The 23,547-nt window shown below is 66.5% G+C and carries 22 protein-coding genes; 2 read left to right on the top strand and 20 right to left on the bottom strand.

Translation table 11 applies throughout. The annotated features are described in order from the left end of the window. Positions 1-35 precede the first annotated feature (35 nt). Positions 36-1,307 (top strand): TetR/AcrR family transcriptional regulator, encoded by a 1,272-nt coding sequence (locus ACSQ2H_RS22660; protein ID WP_436063706.1) that lies wholly within the window; start codon positions 36-38, stop codon positions 1,305-1,307. 109 nt (positions 1,308-1,416) lie between these two features. On the opposite strand, the gene ACSQ2H_RS22655 is transcribed toward ACSQ2H_RS22660, so the two are convergent. The 10 genes from ACSQ2H_RS22655 to mobQ all read right to left on the bottom strand — a co-directional run bounded on the left by ACSQ2H_RS22655 (position 1,417) and on the right by mobQ (position 12,777). After that, a complete protein-coding gene (locus ACSQ2H_RS22655) occupies positions 1,417-1,677 on the bottom strand; it encodes a hypothetical protein (protein WP_436063705.1) in 261 nt (86 codons plus the stop codon). Positions 1,678-2,348: 671 nt separating this feature from the next. After that, a complete protein-coding gene (locus tag ACSQ2H_RS22650; RefSeq protein ID WP_436063704.1) occupies positions 2,349-3,713 on the bottom strand; it encodes a hypothetical protein in 1,365 nt (454 codons plus the stop codon). Beyond that, entirely contained in the window at positions 3,713-4,192 is a 480-nt protein-coding gene (locus ACSQ2H_RS22645) for a hypothetical protein (RefSeq protein WP_436063703.1), read from the bottom strand. The genes ACSQ2H_RS22650 and ACSQ2H_RS22645 overlap by 1 nt, the downstream gene beginning before the upstream one ends. After that, on the bottom strand, positions 4,185-4,676 hold the full coding sequence (locus ACSQ2H_RS22640) for a DUF7665 family protein (protein WP_436063702.1): 492 nt from the start codon (positions 4,674-4,676) through the stop codon (positions 4,185-4,187). Before ACSQ2H_RS22640 ends, ACSQ2H_RS22645 begins: the two co-directional genes overlap by 8 nt. A 2-nt stretch (positions 4,677-4,678) precedes the next feature. Continuing rightward, entirely contained in the window at positions 4,679-5,170 is a 492-nt protein-coding gene (locus ACSQ2H_RS22635) for a hypothetical protein (protein ID WP_436063701.1), read from the bottom strand. Between the two features lie 94 nt (positions 5,171-5,264). Continuing rightward, complete coding sequence (locus ACSQ2H_RS22630; RefSeq protein ID WP_436063700.1) at positions 5,265-8,600, bottom strand: UvrD-helicase domain-containing protein; 3,336 nt, start codon at positions 8,598-8,600, stop codon at positions 5,265-5,267. Then, positions 8,597-9,241 carry a hypothetical protein gene (locus tag ACSQ2H_RS22625; protein ID WP_436063699.1) on the bottom strand — a complete coding sequence of 215 codons (645 nt, stop codon included), beginning with the start codon at positions 9,239-9,241 and terminating at the stop codon, positions 8,597-8,599. The genes ACSQ2H_RS22630 and ACSQ2H_RS22625 overlap by 4 nt, the downstream gene beginning before the upstream one ends. Continuing rightward, positions 9,238-10,032 carry a hypothetical protein gene (locus tag ACSQ2H_RS22620; protein ID WP_436063698.1) on the bottom strand — a complete coding sequence of 265 codons (795 nt, stop codon included), beginning with the start codon at positions 10,030-10,032 and terminating at the stop codon, positions 9,238-9,240. The genes ACSQ2H_RS22625 and ACSQ2H_RS22620 overlap by 4 nt, the downstream gene beginning before the upstream one ends. Positions 10,033-10,299: 267 nt before the next feature. Then, positions 10,300-11,214 carry a HEPN domain-containing protein gene (locus ACSQ2H_RS22615; protein WP_436063697.1) on the bottom strand — a complete coding sequence of 305 codons (915 nt, stop codon included), beginning with the start codon at positions 11,212-11,214 and terminating at the stop codon, positions 10,300-10,302. A 72-nt stretch (positions 11,215-11,286) separates the two neighbouring features. After that, positions 11,287-12,777 (bottom strand): MobQ family relaxase, encoded by a 1,491-nt coding sequence (mobQ, locus tag ACSQ2H_RS22610; RefSeq protein WP_436063696.1) that lies wholly within the window; start codon positions 12,775-12,777, stop codon positions 11,287-11,289. Positions 12,778-13,068: 291 nt separating this feature from the next. Between mobQ and ACSQ2H_RS22605 the strand changes: the two genes are divergently transcribed. Continuing rightward, positions 13,069-13,530, top strand: a complete 462-nt coding sequence (locus ACSQ2H_RS22605) for a hypothetical protein (RefSeq protein ID WP_436063695.1) — start codon at positions 13,069-13,071, stop codon at positions 13,528-13,530. Here the strand turns inward: ACSQ2H_RS22605 and ACSQ2H_RS22600 are convergent. The 10 genes from ACSQ2H_RS22600 to ACSQ2H_RS22555 all read right to left on the bottom strand — a co-directional run bounded on the left by ACSQ2H_RS22600 (position 13,527) and on the right by ACSQ2H_RS22555 (position 23,447). After that, positions 13,527-14,843, bottom strand: coding sequence for a type II toxin-antitoxin system HipA family toxin (locus ACSQ2H_RS22600; RefSeq protein ID WP_436063694.1), 1,317 nt, complete (start codon positions 14,841-14,843; stop codon positions 13,527-13,529). The genes ACSQ2H_RS22605 and ACSQ2H_RS22600 overlap by 4 nt on opposite strands. After that, a complete protein-coding gene (locus ACSQ2H_RS22595; protein ID WP_436063693.1) occupies positions 14,844-15,089 on the bottom strand; it encodes a helix-turn-helix domain-containing protein in 246 nt (81 codons plus the stop codon). Positions 15,090-15,213: 124 nt separating this feature from the next. Continuing rightward, positions 15,214-15,921, bottom strand: a complete 708-nt coding sequence (locus ACSQ2H_RS22590; RefSeq protein WP_436063692.1) for a cell wall hydrolase — start codon at positions 15,919-15,921, stop codon at positions 15,214-15,216. Next, positions 15,918-16,418, bottom strand: a complete 501-nt coding sequence (locus ACSQ2H_RS22585; protein ID WP_436063691.1) for a S26 family signal peptidase — start codon at positions 16,416-16,418, stop codon at positions 15,918-15,920. The genes ACSQ2H_RS22590 and ACSQ2H_RS22585 overlap by 4 nt, the downstream gene beginning before the upstream one ends. Positions 16,419-16,561: 143 nt before the next feature. After that, positions 16,562-17,590 carry a ParB/RepB/Spo0J family partition protein gene (locus ACSQ2H_RS22580; RefSeq protein WP_436063690.1) on the bottom strand — a complete coding sequence of 343 codons (1,029 nt, stop codon included), beginning with the start codon at positions 17,588-17,590 and terminating at the stop codon, positions 16,562-16,564. 14 nt (positions 17,591-17,604) lie between these two features. Continuing rightward, positions 17,605-18,807: an AAA family ATPase gene (locus ACSQ2H_RS22575; protein WP_436063689.1), complete on the bottom strand. Its 1,203-nt coding sequence runs from the start codon at positions 18,805-18,807 to the stop codon at positions 17,605-17,607. Positions 18,808-19,117: 310 nt separating this feature from the next. Then, a complete protein-coding gene (locus tag ACSQ2H_RS22570) occupies positions 19,118-20,080 on the bottom strand; it encodes a replication initiator protein A (RefSeq protein WP_436063688.1) in 963 nt (320 codons plus the stop codon). Positions 20,081-20,348: 268 nt separating this feature from the next. Continuing rightward, positions 20,349-21,365 (bottom strand): DUF1612 domain-containing protein, encoded by a 1,017-nt coding sequence (locus ACSQ2H_RS22565; protein ID WP_436063687.1) that lies wholly within the window; start codon positions 21,363-21,365, stop codon positions 20,349-20,351. Positions 21,366-21,537: 172 nt separating this feature from the next. Next, entirely contained in the window at positions 21,538-21,912 is a 375-nt protein-coding gene (locus ACSQ2H_RS22560; RefSeq protein ID WP_436063686.1) for a single-stranded DNA-binding protein, read from the bottom strand. Positions 21,913-22,514: 602 nt separating this feature from the next. Next, the gene (locus ACSQ2H_RS22555) at positions 22,515-23,447 is read right to left on the bottom strand and encodes a DUF2493 domain-containing protein (protein ID WP_436063685.1); all 933 of its coding nucleotides are present in this window, start codon (positions 23,445-23,447) and stop codon (positions 22,515-22,517) included. Positions 23,448-23,547: the final 100 nt, after the last annotated feature.

Here is a 23,547-nt window from a genome sequence, read left to right as displayed (position 1 = left end):
CATGGCCAAGTCGGTTGACGGTGATAGGAAGGGTCATGGGCAAGCCGCCGAGCGCCGCAGCTTCTGAGAGGTCCGTCAGGGACGACGGGCGTCGTGAACGGGTGCTCGAGGAAGCCGCGCGCCTGCTCAACGAAACCGGCGTGACCGGCGACCTTCTCGAACAGTTGGCCTCGGGACTCGGCCTGACGCGCGCGGCGCTCTACGGCTATGTCGAGGACCGTCAGGATCTCGTCTTCCGCTGCTACATGCGCTCCTGCGGGATCATGGAGTCTCGCCTGGACGGAGCGCAGGGAGCAGGTTCCGACCCCTTCGAGATCCTCGGCGACTTCGTCCGGCGCGTCCTCGACCCAACCCTGCCGCAGATCACTGCGCTCAGCGAGATCGGCTATCTGAGGCCGTCGGACGCGGCCGAGGTCCTCTCCCGCGCGGGCCGGATCGAAACCAGGTTGGTCGAGATCCTCCAGGCCGGCGTCGAGCACGGCCAGGTGCGCAAGGAGGTCGACCTGCTGATCGCCGCGCGCGCGATCCTCAGCTTGGTCTTCTGGCTCAAGCTCGGCCCGCGATGGCTGTCGGAGGAAGCACGCCTGTCGGGCGAGCGGTTGCTCAGGGCGGCCAGCCTGCTGATCCTGGACGGCCTAGCCGCAGCTCCCTCCTTGCGTCTCCCCGCCCCTCTCGACCTTACCGGGCTGACGCCGCAGATGACCGAGGCCTTCGACAGGCGCTCGCTTGCCGAGGCTCGGCGGGACGCGATCCTCGCCACGGCCTCGCGGCTGTTCAACCAGCGCGGCCTGGAAGCGACGTCCATCGACGACATCGCCCGGGCGGTCGGGACCTCCAAGCGAACGATCCTCAATCACTTCCAGGACAAGCTCAGCCTGATCTCGGCGACCCAGCTGCGCGGCTACACGATTTTCTGCGCCATCGCCGAGAAGGCGCGCGCGAGCGGCCGTTCCGCGGCCGAGGCGATGGCGGCCGGTGTTCACGCGGGCGTCATGGCCAGCCTGCTGCCCGCCATCTCGCCGCTACGGGTGTTCTCCGGCCTGCCCGACCTGACCGCCGAGCAGCGCAAGGCTGGCCGGCAAGCCTCCCTGAGGCTGCAGGCCGCCTATCAGGACCTCTTCGAGGAGGGGTTGCGGGACGGCACGCTTCGAGCCGTCGACAACCGCACCACGATGCTGGCTCTGGCGGGGGCATCGGCCTGGGTCGGCAGCGCGGCCCCTGACCGGCTCGAACCGGCCGCCAAGGCGCGACTCGCCGACCAGCTCACCGATCTCATGATGCTGGGACTTCGCACGCGCCGCTCCTGAACAGGTGTCAGGCCGGGACAGGGCGCAACAAGGCCTTCCTCACTGCCGGGTTCAAACGTTGCACTAGGGACCTAGGCTCGATCCCAAAAGCAGTCGTTTGTTGAACGCCCTAGGGATGCTGAGCGGCGGAAGGAGGTACCGTGACGTCCAAGACACCACGGTCGAGACACGCAGTTCCCTTCACTCCCATCCAGGCGAGGTCTTTTCCCCCCGCTTCGCAGGCTTCCTTGGTTGCGAAGGTTCCGATCACGATGATCTGAAACTCGTTGCCGAAGAACGTGCGACCCACGAGAATCCACCGGTGGCCATCCTCGGCCTTGGCGGCCGAAACCGAGAATAGAACGAGCATTACTGCAATCAGGATTCTCATACATCTTCCTCGCGCTTGGAGCAGTTGGGTGCCTGGGGCATGCGATTCAGTCAAACAATGAAGGCGCGTTTCCAGGCTTCTACGTTGACCCGCCCGCGCCACTCAGACGCTCTTGAAGTCTGGATTTCGGCCGACCGAGGGCTTTGGTCGCCAATGCGCCAGAAGCAGACATTCCATCTTGTGCGCAAAGCGGACCTACGGTCCGCTCCGGTGCCGGCCGGCCTCCCTCGGGCGTGCGTGCGGCTAGCATGTGATCGCCCATCGACGAGCAGCTAGCGTCGGCGCATTGGAGCAGGCCTTCCCCTTGCAAGCCTTACTCAATTCAAAGTCGTTGCAACGCCGTCAACGTCCGCGCTTACCCGGGCGTTGCGTCAACGCAGAGGCGGCCGCGCTCTTCGCCGCCTTCGAAGCCGAAGCGCTTCGGAGCGTCGCCGAGGCCTTCGAGGCTGCGGCGGCGCTGGTGACCTCTTTGCCGCCCCGTTGGGTCAAAGCAGACCCCGCGGCGCTCTTCGCAGCGGCCGACGCCTTCGGGTTGCTCAGCGTACGCGCTGCCGCTGACGCAGCGGCGCGACCGGTTTGTTCGGCTTTCGCCATGACAACACCTTCCAGATCAAAGCAAGAACGTGGGTGAAAAAACAAGCGTTGCAAGAGCGTGGCTAACGGGGCAGGCATCAACCAATTGAGAGCTCGGTAAAGCCGGGATTGAAACGACGCAGGGCCTGACCTTTGACGCACTGGCGTCCAGCGATGTCCCTCAGCGTCAGGTCGATGACCTCCATCGATGGACCCCCGTTTAGCCGCCGCACGACCTCCATGAGCGACATCGTCGCGGCGACAACGCCCACGAAGGGAGCGCCTACCGTCCGAGACGCGATCTCAAGTAGCCCACATGAATCGACGCCTTGCTCAGAAAGCTCCTGGTATGCGTTGCTGGAAGTAAGTCGCTGAGCGTCCTCGCTGCTGGAACCCGTGACACCTCCCCAGCGATCCCGGGCCGTCATCGTCCCGGGGTACGTCTGGATCCGCATCGCGAGGAATTCTTGCGGACCCGCGCCGAGGCCGGCATCCACGACTAGGTCGAAGCCTGCGTCCTCGAGTGTCGCGCGCGCCTCGGCGTTGTCGACCCCGCAGAAGAGCACCCGTGGATCGCCATCGTCGAGTGCCACATCGCCCGCGAAGCGGCGCTCTACCAGGCGCACCCCAAAGCCACGCGCCTCGGCCCAGGACATCATCTCACGCGTCTTCAGGACTCCTTCGCGGCCAGGGCGGGTAAGCACCGAGGTGCTGTCGTTCGCGGCGGCCAGCAGGTCGAAGTCTTGGAGCGTCAGCTCGACTTTTGACGGATCGTCGAACGGCATAAGGCCGAGAACCCACAGGAAGGCTTGACCCAGGTGGCCGAGGCCAAGCACCCACAGCTTCGATGGCGCGACCCAGGTCTCCGGCCCAGCGGCCTCGCGCCAAGGCGATTGCGGATTCCAGAGAGACAGCCCGACCTCGCGCTCCGTCGCCATCGGGTTGCCGCGCAGCTTCTGAAAGACCTCGGCGACCGCGAGCGCGCCCGCCAAGACGGCGGCCGGCGTATCATTCTTGCCTTCAGCCAGACGGCCCGCCTCGCCAGCAGGGAAAACACCGCCGCGCCAGTCGCCGAACGTCACTTGTAGGCTACCCGTAGGGGCATCATCGCCCAGCCAGATCACCGGTGCCCCTTGATCCGCCTCCGGCGCGTGCGTGCCGCCCAAGGCGCAGACCGCGTCGACGAGCGTCAAGCCTAGTCCAGGCAATTGGACCAGCAGCGGAACCTGGAGGTCGCCAACCACCCTAATGCCGCCCAGGAGGGCCCGGCGCGCAGTGTTGACCATGGTGAGCAAGGCCGCCTGTCCAGCCTGGGTGTACGCGGCGCCTCCGCCAACGCCGATCGAAACTCGATAGCTCTCGAAGAGGGCGTAGGCGGCTTCCACCGTTTCGGCCTCGCCGGTGTCCAACGCCATTTTGACGCCGCGGTGCAGGGTGTCGGGGCGGATATCGGAATTGTTCATCAGGCGAAGGTCCCCGTGTTGAGGATGCGGCGGGCGCGCCAGCCGCTCAGGTTGGTCCAGGTGTGCGCCCCCTCGTAGCGGTAGACGCCCGTCCGGTGGCGCCAGACTGGATCGCTGGCGAAGCGCTCGACGATGAGCGCCAGGTGACCCGGCCGGGCGACCATCGGATTGCGGCGGTCAGCTTCGCTCTGAAAGGAGTCTCCGAGATGGGTGTGCACGTCGGCAAGGACCTGCAGACCATGGGCCCGGCAAAGACCCCAGAGGCGCTCGAAGGCGTCGGCGTACAGGATGCAGACGCCGCTGCCGTACGCGTTCGGTTCCAGGTCGTCGTAGAAGATGGCCGTCTGGAAGACGCGGCGATTGCCTTCGCGGTGCCCGAGCAGAAAGGCCCCACTCTCGGTCCGCCCGCCACCACGGCGGCGGAGCTCCGACAGCAGGCCCAGCCATTGGCCCCGAGGAATGATGAGTTGGTCAGCCACCGCGCGCGCCCGTATAGTCACAGCTGTTGAGAAGCTCATGGAGGGCTTCCAGATAGAGCTGGATGCCCTTTTCCTGCCTCCAGATCTGGCCCGGATGTTCCGTTCTCCAGTTGTCGTGGCCCGGGAAACTGTTGCGGTCGCACGGCAAGTACAGCGCCGTGCCGTTTTGCCAGTCGGTACGGAAGACCGCCGGAACCCGACTGCGACCTGCGGGCCAGCGGTTGAAGGGGAGCGCCGTATCTCGCTCGGTGTCCCAGAGGCGCGCGGTCGGCCCCTGCTGCGGATACCCCGCGCAATCAAAGCGGAAGCCGTAGGCGGCCTGCGCCCCCTCACGCGAGGCTGCCGATACTTCGATTTCGACGATGGGCCAGGTCACGCGGACGACGCGCCAACGACCGAGGTGGACAGCGAGTTGAAACGACCCGCCCTCCACCTCATCGAGGAACGCCTGCTCGTCCGGTTGTCGGAGCAGCGGAGCGTTCATGCTTAGCCCTCGACGCGCTTGATCGGCACGAGCGTGAAGTTCGCATCGCAGCGGCCCGAGACCAGGGCACCGATCTGTACGTCCGGATCCGGACGGTCCGTCGTATCCGTGATCTGCAGGACGTGCTCGGTCGCGTCGACCGGCGACATCTTCAGCTTGTCGACGTACCAGCGCTTGACCTCATCGACCGTCGTGGACGGTGGGAAGTCGTGGTGCCGCGGGGCCTCGTCGGCGTAGTTCAGAAACGCGCGGATCTTCTTGCAGCGGTGCACGTGGACCCGCGACTTGTCCTCGACGCCCTGGCGAGCCAGCGGCTTCTTGGGGTTCAGCGGGTTTTCGTCGTTGTCGCCGCCGAAGACGAAGGCGTCTTCGACATTCGCGCCCAGGGCCGCAGCGGCGGCGAGGACGGCGGCCGGATCGGCATCGTCCGGGATTTGGATCAGCTCGACCGGCCGGTGGCCTTCGAACTGCAGGAATAGCTTCAGGGTGGACATTTGGGAGGAACCTCTTGCTCAAGGGCGGAACTCGCCGCCTCAGGAGGTTCAAGAGGTCCGGCAGGCTTGACCGGAAATCTGCGGAGAGAATTTTTTAGGCCAGGAGGCCGTTCGACGGACAGATGAAGAAGAACGGGCACGTAGGGCAGTTGCGCCCGTTCGGAACTGGATCGAAGCGCCCTGCGACGATGGCCGAAATAGCGCCGGCGGCTTGGTCGCGCGCCTCTCGCCGCTTGTCTGCAGCAAGGGTCGCTGGAGCCTGGGCCCCGTCGAGCAGCGAGACGTGGGTGAAGGTTGTGGGCATCGCCTCTTCAGCCTCGACCATGATCTGAAGCAGACCATATCTCGCCTTCTTCGACTCCCCGCTCTTCGCGAGCCGCCCCGCCTTCATGCGCTGGATCGAGACCGTCTTGCCGTCGGTCTGCACATGGTCCGCTCGGGCCTTCACGACAACGCCCTCGATCGTCATCGTACGTTCGGTCGCCAGGGGCTGCCCCGTCATCACTGACTTCGCATGGGTCAGCATGCGTTCGGCCGTCCCGCGATAATGGATCGCCGCGGGATGATGAGTTGGACCGCGCTTCTCCCACGTTTCGTCTAGATGCGACTTCACCTCCCCGGCTCCGTCGCGCAACCATACCAGGCCCGACCGCACGACGTCGTGGAAGCGGAGGTAGGGCGTCTCGGCAAGTCGCCGCGAGAGGCCTAAGGCCTCACCGTAGTAGTAGCGTCTCGGGCACGTCAGGTAATCTTCCAGGACCGTGACACTAACCCCTGAGGCAAGTGGGTGAGCGGCAGCCTGCTGCACATGACCTGGCGCGCCTGCCCCGGCGTCGGACCAATGCGACATCGGTTCGCCGCCCGGGGCTAGGACCGGAGCGATCGGTTCTAGGATCTTGGATGGCCCCGGTCGCGACCAGCCGCCATAGCGCTTGGCGCGCGAAATGATCAACCGGCCTTTGGCACGCGAGAGGCCCACAAACATCAGGCTCTCTTCCTCTGCCTGCGGCGTCATCAGCACGTCCGATTTCAGAAGCCCGGGAGGCAACGGACAGGGATCGCCGCGTGGGTTGGGCGGGAAGAGCGACGCGCTGACCGAAGGTACATAGACCGTTGGGTATTCGAGGCCCTTCGAAGCATGCACCGTCATCAGCTGGACGGCGTCGATGTCGTTAGCGCCAGCGGGAAGGCGGCGCAGCTCCTTCTCCTCGTCCAGTACTTCGAGGCGCCGGACGTGATCCAGAAACGCCCGCTTCGGATCGCGGGCGCCGCGGGCCCGGTAGGTGAATGCGAGCGACAAGAGCTGGTAGGCCGCGAGGCGGCGTTGCTGAGCCGCGACCGCATCTCCCGCAAACGGTGTGGCGTAGACAGCCCCCGCAGCGCCGAAAAGGTGGCCTGCGATCACCTCGTACGGTTTCGTCATGAAGTCGATGCCGGCGAGGTCATTCGCCAGCCGCTGCAGGCCCGCGCGGCCATTTTCGGAAAGCGCTGCGTCTCCGAGCCGGCGGAGTGCGGCCATCATCGTGATGTCGGCTTCCTCTCGGAGCCTGAACATCTCCAGGATGTCGGGAACTGGCGTCGCATACCGTGGAAGCTGCGCAAATCGTAGGAGCCCAACGCCATCGCGCTCGGCTGTCAGGGACACGAGGGACAGTAGGTCCCGCACTTCAGGTCGCTCGAAGAAGTCGCCGAAATATAGGGCTGGGACGCCGGCCCGCTCGAGGTGGGCGGCGATCGTGCTGAGGACGCCATGCGTGCGGGTCAAAATCGCGTGGCTTCGGTATGACGCTGAGGCAGAGGTTCGAGCGATGATGTCCCGCGCGATACCCTCGGCTTCCGCCTCCCTTGTCTCCGCGACGCGGTACAGAAGCTCGCCGGTCGACGGACCATGGTGCGGGTGCAGAGGCCTTTCCGAGGCGTGCTTGGCGGCGACCATACCGCGACCATATCTGTCGAACAGCGACACAATCTGCCCGCCAGACCGGTAGTTCACCTCGAGGTCGAACGTCTGCGTGCCAGGGTTAGTCTCGGTGAACCGGCTCATGTTGAGCGGCGACGCGCCCCTGAAACGGTAGATCGATTGGCGGACGTCGCCGACCACCCACGGGCCCGTCTCAGGATCGGCAAGGAGCTTGAGCAGCTCGCCGCTGGCGGCGTTCATGTCCTGGTACTCGTCGACCAGGATGTGCCGGTATTTGGCCCTTATTTCCACCGCCACTTCGGGGTGGCCCGTCAGCAGCTCGACGGACCGCATAATCAGGTCGCCGAAATCAACGCAACCCTTCGCGCGCAGCGCCTCATCGTAAACCCTGTAGATGCGCGCGACCTCGAGAGCCTTCGCCTTGTCCTCACCCTCAGGCATGGCGTTCGCGGCGTCGAAGTAGCGGGCGGGGGTGCAGAGTTCGTCCTTCGCGCGCGAGATCGCGCCGAGAACGTCCTTCAGGCCGCGTAAGGGCTCTAGCAGATTGAAATAGTGGTCTAGCTCGAGCCGCTCGAACTCCTCCTCCAAGAGAAACAGCGATTCTGCGCGGTCCACGAGGATCGGCGCTGCCGGAAGTCCAATGCGGGAACCATGAACCCGCAGAACCTCCTGACCAAATGCGTGGAAGGTGCTGCACCAGACCTCAGTCGCTTCGGGGCCGATTTCCTGGCGTAGCCGCTTCGCGAGATCCTCCGCGGAAGCGTTGGAATAGGTCAGCGCAAGAATTGAGGCCGCTGGCTGCGATTTGACGGCGATAAGCCAGGCGGCGCGAGCAACGAGGGTGCGCGTCTTTCCCGTTCCAGGCCCTGCCCGCACCTGCACTGGCCCGAAGTTCGCTTCCGCCGCAGCCCGCTGGCTAGGGTCCAGATTCGGCGCGGGACCGTTCGGTTTGGCAGGGGCTTCCTCCGGTAGCAGAAGCGCGTCCGCCATCTGCTGCCGAACGAGCGCGACGCTGACGCCGATGTTCTTGGCGATGGCCTCGGCCGATAGGCGATCCTTCAGACACGCGTCCCGGAGCCGATCTCGGGGGAGCAGGAACTCCCGGCCAAAAACATTCGCTTGGGCTTCGCGCCGCTGCTTGGGGCTATACGCGTCGCTGTCGCCGACGGCGGACGGCTCCGGCTCTGCCGCGGTCACGGGATCAAAGTCGTGATCGTGACAGGCGTCCCTGGGGTGGTGGAGCTTGTGGTGGCCGAACTCGTGCGAGATATGGAAGGCTCGATCCTCCGCGCTCAGGCCGAGCGAGACGAGGATCTTTCTTTGATCGGGATCGTACGAGGCCTCGCAGTTGTCGAGCAGTACGTCGCCGGCCGGAAGATCCATGACCTTCACGCCGCTTGACGCGCTCGCCGCAGACAACAGGGTTGCGGCCGGCACGAGACCGGCCTCCGGGTTGAGCTCGGCGTGCCAGGCTCGCGCCTGCGCGCGAAGTTCGGACCAAGCGCTCATACCTTCGGGTGATCCTTGTCGGCGATCAGGCCGAGCCAAAACGCCTTAAGCTCGTCGGACAATGTGGAACCCCGGATCGCCTCTTCGAATGTTTCGGTCTCAATTCGGATCGGACCCTTTGCCTTTCGCAAATTGCCCCTCGATGAAGGAATTGGCGGCCCCGTTGCGCTTGCGATGATGTGAGCTGGAGGAATCTCAGCTTCCAAACCAAGCCTGTCGTACACTTCAATCGGCACCGCGCCGTGAATGCGATGAAGGTCGAATTTCATCAGCAGCGGGGGGTTCAACCCCACTTTGACCGCCACCTCATCCAGATCGCGGCCGCGGTCCTGGATTATTCGAGAAAGGCGCTTCGACTGGCTAGCGCTCTGCGAAGCCGATGCTTGGCGGGCCTGAAAGTTGTGTTCCAGGACACGGCTCACGCCGATGTTCACAAAATGCTCCTCAGTCGCACCAACCGCTTCAGGCTCCGCTTCAAGCGCAGTCTGAACGGCGAGGGTCGCGAAGAAGGCTTCGAGCTCATCGCGGAACTGCGGGTACTCGGCGATCGCGATCGCCAGGTTGGCGTTCGTCGGCTCGACGCCTTCCACGATGAGGTCGAGGATCACGTCGTCTGCCGTGGATTGATCCATACGGCTCATGACTCTGCTCCATGCGCGGCTTCGCGCATCTGTTCGATTGCGTTGTTTATCCAGTTTCGAATTTGCCGCGCGCTCTTTCCGTACCTCTCGCAGAGAGTCGGCGCCCCAGGCGGCCCATTCTTAAGGGGCCAGTCGTATAGCCTCATCAGGATGAAGGCCTCACGATGCCGGAGGTCGGTGATCGCGTCCAAATAGCGCCAGACCCCGCCTTGTGCCGCGGCCTCCTGCTCAAGAAGGTGGGCAGCCGGGTCGAGGCCTTCGGACGCCAGACGATCGACCGTGGGCGTGTAGTTGCCGTCTTCATCCCGGTCTGAGGTGGAGAACGCGCTCGCCTTCGGCCTCGACTTACCGGTGACGGCATACGTCACCTGCTTGATGACGGTGACAGCATCGATCTCCAAGTACTCGGAGGTCGGCGTCGGGACAGCCTGCATCAGCAGGTCGCCGAGCTTCTCCGCTACTTTGATTTGAATCTCTTCGGTGTCGGCGACCCCGAACCCGCGCGAGCTACGATCCACCACGGGCTTTGCCTTTTCCAGGAATGCCATCGTCAGTTTCCCGAGGACAGCCTGGTCATTGTCGCGACCACGCAGCCGGATCAGATGAACGAGGGTCTCAAGACGCCACTCGCGGGCGGACCAAGTAGAGATCGGAAGCTTCAGCGCTTCCGCGATCTGAGCCTCAACCTCCCGGTGGCGAGTGTAGGGCTCGCCGGTCTTTCTAACGCAGGTCAGCGGGGCCGCTCCGGGCGGCTCCTCCTCCTGGGTTTTGGTTGGAGAACGTGGGCTCATGCATCGACCAAGACCGCGGACCGCCACGACCGGAAATCGGGCGGGAAAACTTTTTCGCGATTCCCTTGTGAGACCCCCCGCTACCATTTGCAAGGGTGGAGCGGGCAGGCGCAACCGAACCGGTCAGGTGAAAGGCCTGGTTCGGCCCGGCTTAGTGGACGGCTTAGAACGTGGACCTTCGCGACGTCAGCCAAGAGCCCGATGCTGACGACCTAGCGCCGCCACGAAGCAGACGTATTGAAGGTCCGCTACGAGCCCATTCCGGACCTAGCCGGCAACGCTCCGAAGGTCGTCCAGCTTCCGGCGGCAGGCCACCTCGACCAGACCGCGCAGCACCTCGACCCGGGCCAACAACCAATCGAGCTCAGCGCTGGTGATCTGGTAACTCGGCGAATACCGCGCCTCGACATACGCCCGCCGCAGCTGCTCAAAACAGCGCTGCTCGAACCGCGTCGCCCGTGGCCAAGCCTCGATCAGGTCCGGAGCTAGCCGCTCCGCCTGCGATCGCAGGAAACTCAGCCGATGGGATTTCGGCGCGTATAGCGTCGCTACCAAAAGAAGGCAGACGTAAAGCCGTTCGGCTGTTTGATGGAGGTCGAACGCGGCATCCTTGAGAAATCCCCGCGAGATTGCGAAGCCCGCGATCTCGAGGCGCTGCTCTGCACTCCCGAACCACTCCGTGAAGTACCCCTCAGCCTCCTCCAGCGCCGCCTGCGGCGTCAGCGGCTCGGGCTTCACGAACTCAAACCCCTCGGCCTCGTAGAGCGCGATCCCGTCGCGCAGCACATCGAGGAAGAACGGGCGGCCCTTCCGCAGCTGGGCGTTCACGTCGGCCAGGCTGTGCACGATGAAGTTCACCGGCGCCGACAGGCGCTTGGCGACCAGGCGCTCGCGCATCAGCTGATCGTCGGCCGCCGCCCAGTACTCGACCACGTCGGTGAGGGCCTCATGGTCGACGACCACCAGCAGGTCGTAGTCGGAATAGTAGCCACCGACGGGATCGGCCACCCAATCTCCGCGGGCGTAAGAGCCGAACAGGATCACCTTCAGGATGCGGCCGTTCTTCAGGTGTGCATGGCTGCGGCCGGCCTTTGCCGCCTCGAACCCGTCGAACAGGATCTGCAGCACGCGCCCCAGCTCCGCGCGCTTGCCCTCCGGCAGATGATCCAGATCCCTCCGCATGTCCCTGTCTCGCGTCTCTACCCCTGATTGGCAAGGTGAAGGTCTGCTCGCCTCTCCGTGAGGTCCGACGGGCTAGCGCTCGATGGCGGGTCCCTGCCCACGCACTAGCCGCATGACCCGGTTCATCGCCGTGCGCTGAGCCTCCGGCGCATGGGCCCGAAGCACCCCGGCCACCCGCCGATCAACCTCCCTCACCGCCTGCCCAATGCCGGCACGAAGCTGCGAGGGCGCGACAAGGCGCTCATGACCAAGTTCCCGAGCCACCAACAGGCGCACACGCGTACGCGCCACACCCTCGATGCGCCGGTCGGCGCGTTTGATTTTCCGCTCCAGCGTCCGTGCCGCGCGCCGAGCCTCTTCCGCAGCCTGTCGGCCAGGTGCGAGCCGGCCGGCGACATAGGCCCGCCCATCGTCAGACTTCAGCCATTGCTGGCGCACCGCATAGGCGGCGCTCGCCCGCTCATAGTCGCTGCGCGCCCGCTCCAGCCGGTTCAGTTCAGCATGCCGCGCCCAGATCATCCGCGCCGGATCGCTTACCCAACGGGCCAAGCTTTCGCGCCGCATCCGTCCGGCGGCGATCTGCGCCTCGCTCCGCCGCAGTCTGTGCCTGGCGGCCAATCTGCGGCGCGCAGTGTCGCCGATTACTTCACGCGCCACCTCAGCGCCTCGGAGGACCTGGGGCGAGACGGCCTTCTCGCTCTCCCGAACCCATCCGTCGCGTTCGCGCACCATGGTCTGATGGATCGCCTCGAACTCCCGGATGACGGCGTCGATCGGATAGGCCTGGCGCGGATGGGAGGCCGCCAACCGGTCCTCCAGGTCGCGCACCGCCTTCGGGGCCGTCTCCCGCTCCTCGTTGCGATCGCGGACGCGTCGGTTGGTGTCGCCGCGATCCGACGACTCCCCGCGGCGCTCCATGCCCGAAGCCGCCGGCCCCAGGTGCACTGTCGGTTCGCGATCGAGCCCCTGGTCGGCCAGGCTCAGATGGCTGACCTGTGGAGCCTCTGGTCCCAGATGCTCCCGCAGATGTTGGTTCTGGACGTCAGCGAACAGCGCTCGCAGCGCCCGGACCGCCTCCGGATTGTCCCAGGCCCGGCCCTTCGGCCCAAAGCCTTCAGGGCCCACCATGCGGGTCGTGACCATGATGTGCGCATGATGATTCCGCGGATCGCCGTGCCCATCCGGACGATGAATGGCGTAATCGGCGATCATGCCCTTGGCCACCAGGCCCTGGGCGATGAAGTCCCTGAGCAGCGCGTGGCGCTGCTCGTCATTGAGCTCGTGAGGTAGCGAGACCAGCACTTCGCGGGCCGTTCTTGAATCAACCCGGCGATCGGCGGCCTCGGCCGCGTTCCAGAGCGCTTGCCGGTCGCCGTAAGCGCCGGGCGCGCCGTCAGGCAGCATGATCCCGGCGACGACGACCCCGCCCTTGGACGCGTAGTCGAACGCCATTTCCAGACGCTCGTCGTGCAGCCGCGAGGCCGAGCGGTAGGCAGCCGCCGCGACGGCCGAGCGGCCCTCCGCGCGCTTTATCGCCTGCACCTCAAGCCGGTACTGCGCCACCGCGCTCCCCTCCCCTTCCATCTTCAGTCCTGGACGCCTTCGGGCGCCGGGATCGCTAAGGGCCTTGGCCCTTGGCTCGTCGTCGCGATCGTTCGCGGCGGCGAGGGTGTCGGGGCTCCGACCGCGGATGTTGGCACAACGTATAACTGCGCCCTTGTCACCCCGACTCTCGCACGGCTATCGTCATCCCCGCCTCCGGTCAAGCCGCAGGCTCCATCCGGAGGTCACATGGCGCAGTCCAGAAGCAGCTCCCCACGCCGCCCCGAGACCGAGGCCCAGCGGGCCCGGCGCATGCAGGCGCTGGCCATCCAGCTCGCCGACCGCGAGCATCGCGCGGCCAGCGCCATCGCCGGTGCGACGGGCGCCCTGCCCCGGTCCCGAGGGCATGTGACCCCGCTGGAGAGCATCCCCGACGAAGCGCGCCGGCTGGAGGTCTGGAAGGCGCGCGTCGAGCGGCTGGAAGCCCTGCTGGAGCGCACCCAGCGTCGGCGAGAGACCCGCGCGAAGATCGTACTGGGCGCAACGCTGCTGGCCGAGGCGCGCGCCGCACCTGATGATCCACTCGCCGCCCGCTTGCTGGAGATCCTCGATCGTCGTGTCGAGCGGCCGAAGGACCGGCTCGCCCTGGCCGAAACGCTCGGTTTGGACCTACATCCCCTCCCGGTTCGCGAGAAGCCGTCCCTCCCCGACTTCGAAGCGATGGCTGTTGAAGCGCTTGCGCGTCTCAAGGGCCCGCGCGGCGAAGGCGCCTAGGCCTTTATCGCGCGTTCGATTTTCTCAATCCGTTGCAGGAAGCCTTCCGCGATAGGCGCGCTCACGGCATCCGGAAAGTCCTTGGGCAACGCGCCCAGCGCGTTGGCCAAGGCCGTAGGCCCCTCCTCGACCAGTCCAGCGAGCAGTTCGAGAGTGGTCACTTCCGACAGGCCAGCTGCGAGCCCCGTCTGCACGAAGTGTCGCGGCGCGACTTCATCGACCCTGTAGCGGCGCTTGTCGCCAACCGCCATGGCGAGCTTCATCTGGTTGTGGCGGACCTGGCCTGCCGCCAGGCTGGGCTGGGCGGACAGCACGTCATAGAGCGGGGTCATTCGCGCGCGCCCGCCAGGGTGCAGGAAGAGGCTAAAATTTTTCGCGTGCCCATCCGTGGCGGCGAGCAGCCAGAACGACATGATAGTCTTCATGAAGGCTTGGCGATCGAGGTTCGGCTCGTCGCTGACCGCGAGCAGGCTCATGCACCGGACCACGCCTGGACCGCCGTCGCTCTCATACTTGAGCGTCCAGGGCGTCGACAGCGCCTGGCAGAAGTCCTCCTGAGGTACGCGCAGGAGCCGGCCGTCCGCCAGCCAGCGGCGATCAAAACGTTCGACGACCAGCACCCGCCGGTCTCCAAAGCTGGCCATTTCCACGTTTGCCGTCGCTAAGCCCAAGGCGCGTAGCAAGGTGAGGCAAAGGTACTCGTTCTCGACGCTGTTGGAGAGGTCAAGGCCGTTCGGGAGTCGGCCGATCTGTGGCTTGAAGATGTGCGTGGTGGGCGTCGCGCCAAACGGCCTTCGCCAAGCCTCCCCGGACCTGAGAAAGGCGGTCTTTTCCTGGGCGCCGGCGATGGAGATGCGGAAGTCTGCGTCTCGCTCGATGCCAAGCGGTGAGCGAGCGAGATTCGAGAGAATTTCCTCGATCTGATGATTACTGACGATCTCGCCCTGCGGCAGTTCAACTTGAGGCGGGGCTTGTCCTTCGGCTTGGAACTGAAGCGCCCCGACACAGTCGCGCCCAAGGGCGGCCAGCAGGCTAAAGGCGTCCACGCCCTCAGCGCCCACCTTGGCGGCCACGCGCGCGCGGATAGCCTCGTTGTCTGGCAAGAGATTGTCGAATACCGCCGCTACAGGGGCCCCGACGTACCGCTCTTCGCGGAGGGGGAGGGAAAGCGAAATCGGCATGGTGTTCGACCAGGCCAGCCAGCTCTCATCGTAGACGAAATCGATTGCGCCGCTGGCTTCGCGGCGCAATCGCCCGACCAGGCGACCATTGAGGTAGACGTCTAGCGGACCGGCGCGCGCTCGCCTGGCCATCTAGAACAGGTCGTCGTATGTGGAAGGCCCACGTTTCCGCGGCCGCACGACGAGCTCCAGCTCCAGGGCGCGCAGCACCGAAAAGAGCGTCTCGAGGGTGCCCCCTGCCCCAGCCTCCAAGTTTGAGATGGTCGCCTGCCGCTTTTGGGCTGAAGACGCTAGGTCGGACTGAGTGAGACTCAATCGCTTTCGCTCGCGACGGAGCGCTGCGGCAAGCTGGCGTTCATCCCGGATGACCTGGTCCATCACGAGCCTCCGTTCGACCTCTCGATACGAGAATCCGCATCAGAGGTCAATATACGCTTCCACGTATACACAAGTGCAATACGGATATCCGTATGCATCAGAAAAATACGTATTTTCGTATGATTCATCGGTTGTCTGGGCCGCGGCTCTCGATCGCATCTGTCACGACTTCGCCATTGCTCAGAACGAATAGCCCGCGATCTCCGGGCGATGCAGGGGCCGTCGCGGCTCCCTCGACTTCGCGTTCAGGCGCGATCACAAAAATCCCGCCGCCTGCCGAACGGCCTCGGTCTCCGCTGGCCAAGGGAGGCGTCCCTCCAGACTTAGACACATAGAAGGCGTGATCCCCGATGATCGCGCTCGGCGAACGGCCGCCGAAGTGCACAAGGCCTGGGGACACGGTTCCGGCCGCCGCCCTTTGTGCGACGACGGCCGGGTTCTGGAAGTAATGGGCGCCGTGCGTGGGATCCGGCAAGCGACCCTCCAGAGCCAGGTTCAGGATCGTATCGATCCTCGCCCGTTCGGCAGGGCTGACCGGGCGCAAAGCCCGCCAGTCGCCGCCGGCGCGCATCACCGGCTCGAACTGGCCGCGCGCGTTGAGGACCGCCTCCACACCCGCGCCCCAGGCGCCGCTTTCGACGCGATTGAGGATGGTGAACACCACGCCGGCCAGACCGGCGTCCCCCTGCCCCGCCGCTTCCGCATAGGCCACCCGTGCGATCGCCTCCCTCGCCGCCGGCGCGGCCAGGGCGGCCGCCAGGTCGGCCGCCGCGCCTTGGCCCGGGGTCGTCGCGAGGACGAGGACCAGAACGACGCCGGCGAACGGCTTCAAGAACGGACCCAGAGGGGTTCGAAAACCCCGATCAGATCCTCTTCGCCGACCGGCCCGTAGTAGCGGCTGTCGAAGCTGGTCGGGATGCGCGAGGAGAAAGCCAGGAACTCGTCCTTCTGCAGCACCTTGCAGCCTCGCCAACGCGGGAGCGGGCGTCCGACACGATCGTGGGGCGCGATCGGGCCCAGCACCCTTCCATTGAGGCGCAGGACCTCGTCGGCGCAAACCTCGTCCCCCGCAGCCCCGACAAGGCTCTTCAGCACCCCTCCCCGCCCGATCTGCGGGAGATGCGCGGCCGCGTAGGACTGGCCGGCTGCAGGCACGCGGAAGGCGGCGAGCCGGCCCCTCTCCGGCGGACCCGGCGCGCGCCGATAAAGGCCGAGCGGCTCGCTTGGCGAGGTGTTGATCAGGATCAGCGGCTGCGGCGCGGCCATGCCGGCCAGCGCGAGGCTGGCGGGCAGGCAGCAGGCGGCGAGGAGATGGAGATGTCGACCCATGGCGGCCGAGCCTGCACGGGCGTCCTCAGGCTAAGCAATTCCGCAGAATTCGGGGTCGGGCGGTCACCGATACCCCGAACATGCAAAAGCGCCGGGGTCACTGAAACCCCGACGCTTGCCGATTTGCCAATTGGCAAACGTCTTTAGGAAGCCGGACGCAGCCGGCGCAGTTCGCGTTCGAAGGCGGCCAGGAAGTCGGCGTTGGTCGCGGCTGCGTCGAGCGAGAGCTCCAGCACCGCCTTGCCGGCGCCCTTCGGCTTGACGGTGAACAGCGCCACCGACTTGTCGTTCTTCACCACGCTCGCCGCCGCCACGGGCTTGGACTGGGCGGGATCCTGCGCGGCGGCTTTCAGAGCCGCAATGACCTTCGGAGCCTCCAGCACAGGCTGCCCGGCCTCACGGCGGACTACCTGGTCGGCGCGAAGCTTCTTGGCGGCGGCCATGACGCGGCTGCGAGCCGGATCGGCGGCCAGCAGCGGCTTGAGCTCGCGGGCGTGGTTCTCCCGCAGCTGCAGCACGTCGCCGAACGCATCGACCACGTCGCGCGGCAGCTTGGCCAGCTCCAGGAAGCGCGAGAGCCAGGCGTCCTTGACCTCAAGGCGCTCGGCCATGCGGCGCGAGACCCCGCCATAGTAGGTCTCGACAGCCTCCCGGTAATCGAGCGCACGTTCGTAGTCGCTGATGTCCTTGCGCGAGCGGTTCTCGACGTCGGCTAGCCGGAAGGCCGCTTCGTCAGTCAGGTCCCGCTCCTCGATCAGGAACTTGATGTCCCGATGCTCGACCTGCCGCAGATGGCTCACCGACCAGTGCCGGCGTGCGCCGCAGATCACTTCGTAGTCGTAGGCCGGATCGTTCTCGACCCGCCGGACAATGGCCGGGAACTCCTGCGAACCCTGGGAGCGCAGGCTCTCCAGCAGGTCGGCGCAGCGTTCGGCGCTCAGCAGGTCGTAGCGCCGGTTATGACGCGACCACATGCGGCACCGGGCTGGGTCGACCAGCCGCAGGGTCTTTTCCTTGATGTCGCCGGACGTCACCCGCGCGAGGGCGGAAAGCCGCTCCGTCACGCGGCCGGGCGCGGGCGCAGCCCCCTCCCCCGCCGCTGACGGGGTTTCGGTGACCGGTGAGACCAGGCCCGCGAGGATCGAGCGGTTCTTTCCTGTGGTCGTCGACATGCCCTCTCCCTCCTTCAGGCCAGCCCGAGACGGCGAAGCTCGGCGCGATGGCTCGGCCAAGCCTTGCGTATCAGCAGTTCGATCTCGCCGTTCACGCGGTCGAGATTGTTGCGGCACCGCTCGTGGGTGCGGTTCCCGCCGCCGGGAATTTCGTAGACCGTCCGCAGCTGGACGTTGGCGTTGTCGATCTCGGCGGAGTCGAGCAGCGAGGCGTTGAGCATGTCGACGCCGAACACCGCCTCCATCATTTCCCGGATCTGGACGTGGGCGCTCTTGCCCTCGTCGACCTTGGTCGCAACCACCCGCAGGAAGTGGTAGCCGCGCTTGCCCAGGCCGTGTTCGTCGAGGACCTCCAGGGTGTCGACGATCATCCGCAGGAAGTGGGCCGTCGAAGCAAAGTCGACCGTTGAGGGCGGCGTCGGGATCAACAGGGCGTTGGCTGCACGCAGCACGGCCAGTGAAATCATCCCAAGCGCGGGCGGCGGATCGAGTAGGACCACGTCATACTTCTCGGCCATACTTTCCACACCGCGTCGCAGACGCTCCAGGGCGTCGGCATTACCGCGCATCCGGGCCGCCGCCTCGTATTCAGCTTGGTAGAGCCCGAGGTTGGAGGGGATCAGATCGATGCCCGGCCACGCGGTCGGACGCAGGGCATACTGCAGGTCGGGCGCGCCGCCATGCCGGAAGAACGGCAGCAGGGTGTCGTCGTCGTCGATGTCGATGTCGGGGTTGAAGCCGCAAAGCGTCGTCGAGCTGGCCTGACTGTCGCAGTCGACGATCGCCACCCGATAGCCCTTCAGCGCCAGATACTGGGCGATGTGGCAGGTGAGCGTGCTCTTGCCGACCCCGCCCTTGAAGTTCTGAACGGCCATGATGATCGGCGGGTCGCCGTCGGCGCGGCGCGGACGGGTGCCGAAGACGTCGCGCATGTGGTTGATCTCGGAAAGGCTGTAGCCCTCCCGGCGGCCGTTGGCGCCGAGCCGCGGCGGCGGAAGCCGGCCTTCGGCTTCCGCCTGCCGGATCGCCTCGGAGCTGCGTCCGATCATCTCGGCGGTCTTGGTGATGGTGAACCGGAAGTCGACGATCTTCTCGGAGCCCGGGGCGAACACGGTCGCCCTCAGCCGCGAGATGACGTCTTCGGCGCGCTGGTTGAGCGCCGTCATGGCGTCCAGCAGGACCGGGCCGGAGTCTTTCAGGTCCGCGACAGGCGACACAGGCAGGCCTCCTTTGCAAATTCAGGCTTGGCTATCGTGATTTTGCCAAGTTGTCCCCTCGAATGGTAAACGAGATCCTAATTTCAGCGCGGGCGCGCGCGAACCCTCATGGTTCGCTCGCCGCCCAAGCCAGCGCTTCAACCGCCCGTTAGATAGATTCGATAATGGGGAGGTTAGAAGGCTTAAGCGCGGGCGGCCCTGCTGCGCCGCCTTATGCTGTAAGGGTTTCCCGAACCCGCCGGTCACCGATACCCCGCCGATCGGTCACAGTTCCCCCGATGGACGGGTCACCGTTCCCCCGAGGCGCCGGTCACTGATCCCCCGACGACACCCGCCGTCTGGCGAACATCGCGTCCACCTCCCCTGCCCGCTCGTCCTCACGGGCGCGCCGGCCCTCCGATTCGGACAGCGCCGCCAGGCTCGCCTTGAGCAGCGCCTTTTCGGCGGCGTCTCGACGGACAAAGTGGATCGCCGCTGCGCCGTCGCGGGTGGTCGTGTGGGAGAGGGCGTAGTCCGGCAGGTCGTCCGCCGAGACGATCTTCTTCAGCAGGTAGGAGAACTGCTTGAGCGGGCTCTCGCTGCCGGTCTTCTCATGCAGGACGCTGACCCGGCAGACCCAGCCGTCCGGCTGGTCGCCGGCGTGCTTGCGGGCGATCCGGTAGATGGCGCGTTCCAGGCCGCCGGAAAGGGTGAAGTAGTCCGGATGAAGGGTGAGGAGCGAGCGCTCTTTGAGCAGCCCCTCATAGACCCAGTTGGAGAGGGTCAGGCTGATGCCCTTGGAGGCGCCGGTGGCTGGATCGGTCTCAAGCACGAATTCGTCGAGCCAGCCAAATTGCGCGCGCTTGTTTCGCTTGGGCGCCCGGATGGAGGTTTCGATGACCGTCGACTGCAGGCGCTCAAGAGCCGCTTCCAGTTCCTTGTAGCCCTTGCCGCCGGTGTCACGACGGATCGCCCGCAGCAGTTCGTAGGCGCTCGTATGGATAGTGCGGGGAATATCGTTGGAGCCGGACTCACGCAGCTGATTGAGACGCGACGTCGCCCAGATCAGGATGTCCGCGTCCCAGATGGTGGCGATCCCGAAGCGGGGATTGGCGCTGACATGCACCCAAACGTCTCCGTCCGGGCTGGTGTACTCGATGGGCTTCAGCCGCTTGCGCTTGCTCAGCGCAAAGAACGGCCGCTCCATCACCTCGCGCTGATCCTTGAGACGCATCTCGCCCATGCGGGGGATGAAGAGATCGAACTCCTGATTGCGAATCGCGCGCTTGGACATGACGGTCGCCATTGTGCGTCATGCGCCGCGTGAAGGGCAGGGGAGGGTGTTTGCCAATTGGCAAACCGGCCCGGCCGCGCGCTTGAACAGCTCCGCCCACGGAGGTCGGTCCATCGGTCGGCGAGTTTGCCAATTGGCAAAAGCTTATCGAGACCGCCGCGTCAGCGGTCGATCTGGCCGTTCACCTAGTCGGACAGGGCGGAAGCCGCACCATAGACGGGCCATCCTGCGCGGCTGCTAGGCCAGTTTGCCAATTGGCAAACTCGGCTCACACCCGCCAGGCGCGATAGCGAGCACGGCCGCTGACTTCGTGGACTACGGAGCCAAGTTCCTCCAACGATCGGCGTGCGCCGTGCTGCGTGATTCCCAGCCGCTCAGCGAGGAAGGGCGCCGTGACGACGGGTTGCTCGAGCAGCAGTCCCATCACGTCCTGGGCCCGGGCGTGCGAGCGCCGTCCGACAACCAGCCGCGCCATCGCCTGGCGCGCCAGTTCAAGGCGGTGGAGCTCGTTCGACGCATCTTGCGCCGAGCGGGAGATCACCGCGAGCCAGAACGCGACACGCCGGATCGGTTCGCCGCTGCGGACCTCCGCGTCGCGTCCCCGGCCGATGGCCCGCAGGCCGGTCTCGAACCCGAGGACGTGACTGCGCACCCGGCCGACCGCGGAGAGCCAACGGCCGACGAGCAGCGCTCCCACGTAGCGGGTCCGTGGGAGGGGATCGATGATCCACCAGGCTTCCAGCATCGCCGCCGCGGCGAGCAGGGGAGGGGGCCCCCGCCCCAACCCGCGGGCGAAGGCCAGCCACTCGGCGAGCGCTAGTTCAGGGTCGCTGCTTTCGCCGGCCTCCAATTGGGCGAGACCCAGGCTGATGCGCGCCAGAAGGCCGGGGCCCTCCAGGTCACCCGCTTCGGCGCGCGGGGCTGGGAGCGGCTCCGGACCTGGTGGCCGGCGCCGTCGTCCCGCCAGCCAGAGCGCGCCGTCACGGGACACGAGCTCAGGGCCGCCGCGCGCCGCCTTGCGCCGGGCCTGGACCAGGCCGTAGGCGGCGGCCAGCCCGCCGTCGGGGGCCCTGACGTCCATGGCCTGATCGTGCAGGACGAGGTCTTCCAGGGGCGTGACCAGGCCCTGCGTCCAGCTCCAGGCTACAGCTTCGGCGAAGTCGCGACGGGCGATGAAGCCGGGGGCGAAGGAACAACTGGCGACCCGCTCATCGAGCCGACTCACACAATCGTCGGCACGGGATAATCGATCGAAAACACGCTCCTGGAGCAACTCGGAGACCACGGTGTTTTCCCCCGCAATAACAACCATTTGTCGCACGCAACGCACAGTTCTTAACCCAATCTTTACCTTACTTAACGCCCCGCGCAACGGTCACTTGCGCCCAAAAGCAGCCGCCGAAACATCGGGGTTATGGTGACCGCCGCCCCGGCCGAAGCCGGGGCGGGGCGCCTGCTCAGCTCTCGGCGTCCTCCATCTCCGGGCCGGCGTCAGGCCGGTCGAGCGAGCGGACCTCGTGCTGCGGCGTGGCCACAACCACCTTGGAGAAGAACCGCTCCTGCCCGGCGTTGTCGGTGTAGCGGTCGTGGCGGATCTCGCCTTCGACGAAGAGCTTGGAGCCCTTGGCCAGCGGCTTGGTCTCCAGCCATCCGACCGTGCCCTGGTTCCAGATCTCCACCTGGTGCCAGGTCGTGTAGTCCTTCCGCTCGCCGCCTTTCTTCGAGTAGCGGCTGGTCGCGAGCCTCAGGGTGGCCACCTTCTTGCCGCCGGTGATGGTCTTGATGTCCGGCTCGGCGCCCGTGAAGCCGATCAGTTGCACCTTGTTCAGCATCGTCTTTCTCCATCCGCCGCCGGGAATGGCCCCGGCGGCTCGCGGTCCTGCCGCGATCACGCCTCCCCCGGGGACGGGATGCAGGGACCGGCCAAGGTCCGCGGGCGATGGAAACCGGCCTGCACGGCACGGAAGGCCGGAGGGTCCATCGCCCGCGCCTCGCCGCGCGAGGTCGGCCTTGGCCTGTTCCGACCCGTCCCAGGATCGGCGTGACCGATCGCACAGGTCCGCAGCCGCAGGCCTTTCCCCGCAAGGGGGGTAATCGTTGCAGAAGGTGCATGCGGTCGGCAGCGGCGCCGGCCGGCGTCAAAACAGGTACGCGACAAGAAGCCGCCCGGCAGGCGTGGGCCGCCGCGAAATACGGCGAAGGGGAGGGCGGCTGCGACCGAGCACGGGTATGGACCAGGCTCCGTTCGGAGCGCGAGGGACTTGCCGCGGCCAAGGCCGTAACGCCGTCGGGAGCGCCGCCACGTCGCGCCACCGCGCAGAGCCGGCTGCGAGGAGCCGACAAGGCTGGTCCGTGGCAGACCACGCGCACGAGGTCGCCCCGACCGGGCGACGGGCCGGTGGAAGAGACGCCCGCTGAGCGGGCGCCTGCAGGCCTAGCGGCGTGGGCGGACCTCCATGTGCCGCAGGCCGCGCTCGGCGGCCTTCTGGCCAAGATTGAGCGCTGGCCCGAACGGCTGGCTTGCCGCCGCGCGGCCGGCGTCCAGGGAATTGGCGAGGGTGAGCACGCAGGCCGGCGAGAGTTCGATCAGTTCGTCGTTGGCCCGGAACGGCGCGGCCCGGCCGTTGCGGTCGAAGTCCGGGCGCGCCAGCACCAGGGTGACGCCCTTGGCCGCGGCCCACTTCATCGCCAGCCGCTCGGCGCCCTTGGCGCCCGTGGTCGCGAGCGCCATCTGCGGCCACTGGCTGAGCGCCCAGTTGAGGGCGTCGAAGATGCGGCCGGCGTCCAGGGCGGTGTCAGCCTGCGGCGCGGCCCGAAGGGCGACGATCGCCTGGCCAGGATAGGCCGCGTCCTGACGGCGGGCCTTGGCCGCGCGAATAGCCTCGCGCGCCTCAAGCTGGGCGGCGGTTGAACGGCTCGCCCTGACGCTGCCGCGCCAGGGCGACCAGAGCTCCCCGGTCGCGACCGTGTAGGTGGCCGCTGCGGCGTCGCGCACGGTCTCGACCGCGAGCACGGCGACGTCGGCGGCGCGGGCCTTGGCGGTCGTCTGCTGCATCTCGGTGTCCAGCACCTCGGAACCGTCGAAGTCGCGGACCAGCCTGTTGAGCCGGTCGCGTTCGCGGTCCGCCTCGCGTTCCAGCCGCTGGGCGGCCGAATGGAAGGCGCCGATCAGGGCCTCGCAGACCAGACCCTGGAAGTCTTCAAGCGCGGTGCCGGCGACGACGTCGAGCAGCTCGGTCATCAGCACCTGACCGAGTTGGCAGAGCGCGGCTTCCGGCGGGTGGGGCCTGGCGTCGTCGAGCTGCAACGCCTGGGATTCGAACCTGGAGAGTTCGCCGGTGAGGGGAGGGGAGCGGTCGGGGTGCATTGTGGTGGCCTCGCTGGGTGGATGGGAGAGCCGCTGGCTCACGACCGCCGCGCGCCGGTGGCGGGGACGGCCGGCAAGGGCTTTGAGCGCAGCGCCCCTT

Origin of the sequence: Phenylobacterium sp. LjRoot97 (assembly GCF_964254345.1) — a bacterium.
Lineage (GTDB): Bacteria > Pseudomonadota > Alphaproteobacteria > Caulobacterales > Caulobacteraceae > Phenylobacterium.
This window is presented reverse-complemented; position numbering and strand designations above follow the sequence as displayed.